The organism is Guyparkeria sp. (genome assembly GCF_046540515.1).
In the GTDB taxonomy this organism is placed as follows: domain Bacteria; phylum Pseudomonadota; class Gammaproteobacteria; order Halothiobacillales; family Halothiobacillaceae; genus Guyparkeria.
Window position 1 is genome coordinate 1 of record NZ_JBKHFB010000089.1, and the last position, 6,418, is coordinate 6,418.

Annotated in this window: 3 protein-coding genes; all 3 read right to left on the bottom strand. The window is 66.5% G+C overall.

Translation table 11 applies throughout. The features are described from left to right. Window positions 1–135: 135 nt before the first annotated feature. Window positions 136–2,664: a hypothetical protein gene (locus ACLFRM_RS08705; protein WP_410755349.1), complete on the bottom strand. Its 2,529-nt coding sequence runs from the start codon at window positions 2,662–2,664 to the stop codon at window positions 136–138. A 69-nt stretch (window positions 2,665–2,733) separates the two neighbouring features. Then, on the bottom strand, window positions 2,734–4,365 hold the full coding sequence (locus ACLFRM_RS08710) for a hypothetical protein (RefSeq protein WP_410755350.1): 1,632 nt from the start codon (window positions 4,363–4,365) through the stop codon (window positions 2,734–2,736). A gap of 76 nt (window positions 4,366–4,441) precedes the next feature. Beyond that, on the bottom strand, window positions 4,442–6,004 hold the full coding sequence (locus tag ACLFRM_RS08715; RefSeq protein WP_410755351.1) for a hypothetical protein: 1,563 nt from the start codon (window positions 6,002–6,004) through the stop codon (window positions 4,442–4,444). Window positions 6,005–6,418 lie beyond the last annotated feature (414 nt).

The following is a 6,418-nucleotide window of genomic DNA, read 5'->3' on the forward strand; positions in this document are numbered from 1 at the left end:
CGACCGCCGCCGGCCGGGCCGCCCACGCACCATTGCCTGACGATCCGGCCGGCGCCGTCGCTGTTACGGCGCGTCACAAGTCCGGGCATCGACGGTTGCCCTGATCGGGCTGGGTTTCGACCGTGCCCGGCTGTCTCACCAATCACCATCCCTGAAGGCGCGATCGAGCTCCTGCAGGATCTGATTCATGACATCACGGGCGGACGGGCCGCTACTGGCGGAGTCCGTGTCCCCGGTGTGGGCATCGGGCCGCAGCAGCGGATAGGCCACCTGATCCTGATCGGCCTCTACACCCTCGAGATGCTGCAGCTGTTGCAGCTCCTCGGCCGGGATGATCACGGGATCCTGGCCGGGATTGCGCGGCATCGCCGAGAGGGCGCCCAGCGCGAGGGTATCGTGACGTAGGCCCTCGATCTGCGAGCTGGCATAGTCCTGGATCGCCGTCAGTGCGCCCGCCTCGACGAAAGGCGTCACAACCGTGAGAGCTGTCCCCAGCGGTCCACCCGCGAACATGCTGGCCACGGCCTTGCCCGACCAGATCCCCGCGGTAGCGAGACCCTGCCAGGTCGCGTTGGCCTCGCTGAAATCGATACCGCGCTCGTCCATGCCCTCATGGAACTGGGCCAGGGCATAGCGGAAATGGCGCAGATCCTCCTCGGCAAAGGAACGCAGGCTGTTTTCGATATCCTTGAGCTCGAAATCGCGTTCGGCATACTCGAGCTCGCCGGGATTCATGGCGTAATAGAGCTCCTCGATCGTTTCCCTGTCCCCTTCATCATGGGCCTCCTGGATCCGGCCGACCATCTCGTCGATCGGCTGGCGCCAGGTTTCCAGGGCATGCACGATCAGGTCGCCGCGCCCCGTGTCGGCGAGATTCTTGAAATAGATGTCGAGATTGCCCTCCCATACCCCGTGGGTCTGACGATCCGTCTTCACCAGGTCGATGCCGCGATCCTCGACCATCTGGGCGAGGCCCGCCATCACCGGTTGCCACTGCTCCTGGTGCGGGCCAGATGGCTCGACGTCGGCGACCAGCCGATTCACGCCCTCGAACACGTTGTGTTTGAGAAAGCCGTCGTTTTCACCATTACCGAGTGTCTTGTTGGTCGTCTCGATGAAGTCCTGCAGCAACCCGGTCTCATGGCCGTCGCGCGCACCACCGGTGTACTGTTGCGGCGCAGCCGCTGTCAGCATGGCGTAGAGGTCCTGATTGGGGTCCTTGCCCGGCATGGCATTGGCATGGAAGTTGAGCTCGCTCAGTACATTGCGCGCCGCCGCCTCGCCGCCGGGCTCGTCGGCGAGGCTGGCAAACATCCGTGCGCCCATGCGGGCGTGGAAGGGCTCGGCGCGCAGGCTGCCCGCCTGGGCCGTAATGAATGCCGCGCGCTCCTCGCTCGTGCTGTTGTCGATCATGGCGGCGGCCATGTCATCGGCGATGGAGAACGTGGACGGGTTATCGCTGTACGTCGGCAACAAGTCCGCCAGCACCGCGAGGTGGGAATGCTCGCCCTCGGTCTGGCCGCGATCAGCGACGTAACCGACCACCTCCTGGCGGGTTTCGCGGTCGAGATCGAAGTACTGCTCGCGGATCTCCTGGCGACGCTCCGGGTCGATGCTCTCACCGGCACGTGCCTGGCGGATATCTTCCAGGAGCTCGCTGCCGAAGCGTTCCACCCCGGAACCGGCATCGTCGACAAGCGCGCCACCCGCCCGATCGGCGAGATCATCACGCCCCAGCTCGCGGGCGATCTGGCGATACAATTCGAGGCCGCCGTCCCAGCTGTCATAGCTGTTGTCATTGGCCCACGTCAGTCCGTTGGAATCGGCCTCAATGATGTCGCCCAGGCTCTCCAGGGACTTGATCATGGTCTCGCGGACAGCGTCGTTGTGCCGCGGCGTATTGTCGACGACGCGCGTGGCCGCCTCGAGCACGCCGTAGGCGCGGAAACTGTCCCCTTGGTCGTATTCGTCGCCCTCGGTAAAGTGCTCGCCCAGCGTGCTCACGACCTGGTCGAACCGCTCGTTGTCGAGCGTGGCGTCGGCGCGGGTCGATCCATTGAGCTGCGACGACGCCGCGAGCATGGCGTGCAGCGGCTCGTTGCGCGAGGCCGGATCACTGAGCGCGTCATAGGCCGTTCGCAGTGCGTCGGTGGCTCGGGCTCGGGGCTCGTTACCGAGCGAAATCACGGTGTCCGCGGCCAGGCGCGCGAGTCGCTCATCACTGGCGAGATCACCGGCGGACTGCTCGAGGAACGCCGTGCGCGCAGCGACCGAAGCGTGCTCGGCGACCGCATCCGACCACTCCGCCCGCATGCCTTCATGGTCGCTCACGACTTCGTGCACGATGCGGAGGGTCGCGCCTTCGTACTCACCATCCCGGTCGGCCAGGCGCGCGAAAGCCTGCTCCCGGGCCTCACTGGGCAAGTCGGAGAGCTCGCGCCGCAGCGAGTCCACTTCCGCCGCGGGCAGCTGGTCGCTCGCATGGGCGCTCTGGAGCTCGAGGACATCCTGCGCGATCGCGCCCGCGCGCTCCTCGGCTGCCCGATCCGCCCCCCCACCATCAGGCCACGAATCCGTCTGCGCGCCGCCGTCCGCGCCACGATCCGGGCGCGAGCGCTCCTGCGGCGGTGTCGGAGTCAACTCACTGGAGGTTTCGGCGTTCATGCTTTCTGCTCCCCGCGATCGATTCGGACCACGTGCGTGCGGGCGTTACCCGTCGCGGCATTGCCGGTATCACTTCGGTAGCGACGACATCAACTGGTTGCGAATGTGATCGAATATCTCATAGGCCGGCGACTTGTCCTGGCCGTCGGCCTGCTCGCCGCGGTGCCCCTCCGGCAACACGCTCTTCTGGATCAGCTCGCCATTAGGCGCCTCGTAGACAACCTCACCATCCGCGTTCCTGAATTTCTGGGTGTTGCTCTCGTCGAACTCGGGGCCGGCGCTGGTGCGCGGCAGGATCGCATCCGTTGCCCAGCTTCCGATCGTGCCCGACTCGAAAGCCTCCTGGTCCGCCTGCCTCATGTCGCGACTGATTTCCAGGAACAGGTCGGTGAGAAGGGGCGTTGCCACATCGGCCACCTTGCCCCAGCTGGGGGGCAGGATCCCTCTGCCGGCGAGAGCCGAGACCTCGCCGCCCAAGGAGAAGGTACTCGCGCCCCGAATGGTCCACCAGGAAACGGCGGCGTACTGGTCCTCGCCGACTTCGTCATCGATGACTTCGGTAGCCGTCTTGGCCGCATGGTTCAGCGCATGCAGCGCACGCCCGGCATCACCCTGCCCTGTCTCATACAGCTCGTCTTTCAGCTCCTCCAGACGATCCGATGTCGTGCCGTCGGCCTCCAGCGCTGCCTCATGGACGTCGGTCACGTACTCGTCCATGGGCTGGCGCAGCGTGGCCAGGGTCACGCCGATCGCCTCGGGGCTTTTATTGTCCAGCGCCAGCTTGAACATGCTTTCCAGGGGATCCCCAAGCTCGGCCTGGTCCATGTGGTGGAACAAATCGGGGCCTTCGGCCCGGAACATCTCGTTGATCGTCGCGAGGCTGGACGCGATCGCTTCCCGGCCCTCACCCCCGGCCCAGCGACGGTCGGCGTCGAGCGTCGCGAGGATTTCATTGAAGGCGTCGACCTTCAGGTCGAGCCCTTCCACCTCGCTATCCGGATGCTCCATGTGGGCCATGGTGCCGACGAGCGCATTCAGGAGATCGGTGTCGAGCACCTTTTCATCTTTCCAGTCAACGCCACCGCCGACGGGCTCCGCCTCCGTCGCGCGGATGGTCGCGCCCTCGATCATGGCCTGGCGTTCCTTGCTGTCCAGGCTTTCCATGGCGTGACCGACGAGTTTCTCCTCTCGCCCCGACTCGTATCCCCCGGAAGCCACGACGAGCTGCGCCAGCGTGCGCGCCTGGTCTTCGTCGTCACGCGCGCGCTCGCCGAGGATCGAGACAAACTCGGAATAGGCGTCCAGCGAGGCACGGTCGAACATGCTCTCGAGGAATTCGCCGGTCGCCTCCTCGGGCACGCCGAAGTCGGTCTTGCCGCCGAATTCGAGCGGCCCGACGGACCACCTGGCCACGCCCGTTTCCAGGAGATCGAAGGCAGCCGCCAGCTCGCTACCGCTCGCCTCGTCCGCGATCCCCTGGAACAAGTCCTTGCGCTCCCCGGCATCGAGATCGGCCACCGCCTTGAGGAAATCCTTGCCGTCCTCGCGCGTGAGCGACTCGGGGTCGAGGCCGTCGAACAGCTCGCGCGCTTTTTCGACCTTGTCGGCATTCCTGTCGGCATCCGCCACCAGGAATGCATCGCCACCCGGCGGCGTCGGCGTTCCACGCGTCTCCGGCTGTTGTGTCGTGATCTCGGTCATGGCTGATCCCCAATGTTCACCGCGAGGAAAGCCCGCCGCGGAGCGAGTCCGCCCGCGATCACTCGGCCGCGCCCGTTCATCGCAGGCTATCCTGGATTATCTCGATCATCTTGGCCGCCTTACCATAATTGTTACCGCGCTCACTGGCAGGCAGATGGCTCTCGCGGACGGGCTCTCCGGGTTGCTCGAACTCGTGCACCTTGCCCTCGTTATCCGTGAGCTCGATGGACGACAACTCGCTATCGACGCGGGGGTTCTGTGGCAGCACGACCGTGGCCTTCCAGCCACGGTCGCCACCGACCGCGTCATCGAGATCATCACTGGGATCGGTGCTGTAGGTCGCGCGGACGGCCTCACTCCAGCCCGCCGCGACGAACGGCGTGATCCCGATCTGGTAGCCCCTGGCCAGGACACCACCAGCGGCGAACGCCCCCGCTGCCCCCATGGCCTGCCACTGCAGCTGCCTCTGGCGTTCCTCGAGCCCCTCCGGGCCGAGTGCAGCGAAAGCCCGCTCGGTCGATTGCGTCATCTGCTCGAGCGCATTCAGTGACTCCGACTCCTCGCCGTGGGTGAGCTGCTTGTACATCTCGTCCAGCTTGTCCTGATCATCGGCATGCGCTGCGTCGTGGAGCTCGCCGACGAACTCGTCGAGATCACTGCGAATCTCGTAGAACATCGCCCCGATGGGGCCAGGCAAGTCGTGATCCAGCGACAGGCGGACCATGTCCTGGAAGGCATCGCCGGGGAGATCGGTTTGCAGGGTATTGACGAAGTCCGCGCCCTGCTCGCGCACGACGTCGGTGACCGCCCACAGGGTGGTATCGATCTGCCGCGACGTCGGCTCGTTCTCCGCCTCGATGGTGCGCAAGGCATCGACCGTCGCGCCCACGACCTCGCTGATCAGCACACGCTCATCGGAGCGGCTGTCCATCTCGATATCGCCGGCGGCGTTGACCAGGCCCGTGAGGACCGAGGTATCGGCAACCGTGCCGGACTCGATGATCTCGCCGTCACGGCGCTCCTGGTAGCTCCCCGTATTCTCGTCCAGTGCCTGCTGCACGATCTGGCCGAGCGTGCCCACGTCACTGAGCTCGACGAATGCCGACTTGCTGCGTTCGGCATCGGCCGCGTCGCGTTCCTCGCCGCCGGGTGTGCCGAGGCTCGCGATGGCCGCCGCGAGATCGGCGCCGAGCTGCTCGTGCTCGTCGGCGCGCAGCGACGTCTCGCGCACGTAGTCGCCCCAGGCGTCGCCAATGGTGTGGTCGGCCACTGCGTCGACGAAATCCGCACGAACATGTTCGCCGACATGGGACGGAACCCAGTGCGACCAGCTACGCCCCTCGGACTGGACCAGCACGTCATGGAGGGCCGCGAGGGTCTCGCCGTCGCGCGAGCGCGCCAGCTCCGTGAACATCGCCTGGCGCTCGGAGCGGTCGTCCATGTCGGCGATGTGCTCGCGCAACTCGCGCCGCAGGTCGTCCGGAACCCGTTCCGGCGTCTGCTCCAGGCGGTCGATGAGCGCCTGAGTGTCACCGTCCAGCCTCGTACCCGAGCCGCCGCGCGCGAGCTCGGTTCGACCCGTATCGACCCCTTCCGCGGGACCGGAAGGCAGCGGTGTTTCACCCGTGATCGCCGTCATGGCACGCCTCCCCAAGCCTCGATCGCACTCGCCCGCCACGGAGCCGGCGCGCGAGCGGTGCAACGACTTGGCTACACCGTACCCATCCCGCCCGGCGCGACCAGCTAGGGCGTTCCCTATGTGTCCGCGAGATTACGTGGTGCAGCCGGCGTTGTTGCCCGCGGCGCCGCGGAGCGGGGCGGGCACGCGGCCGCAGGGTCGGCGAGCGCGCGCGGCCAAGATCACGCCTGCCAGGTCACCAGCGGCTGGCGTCGCCGTGACCCGCGCGTCACGCGCGCGGCGTAGCGTGGTCAATGCCCTGACTTGGGGGCGGCCGCAAGATCGGGGCTCGTTCACGCGAACAGTAGCCACATCACGGGCGGTCCGCCTTGTGTCGGCGCCCATGGCGTGATCGCCGCACTGCTGGCGTTCGCC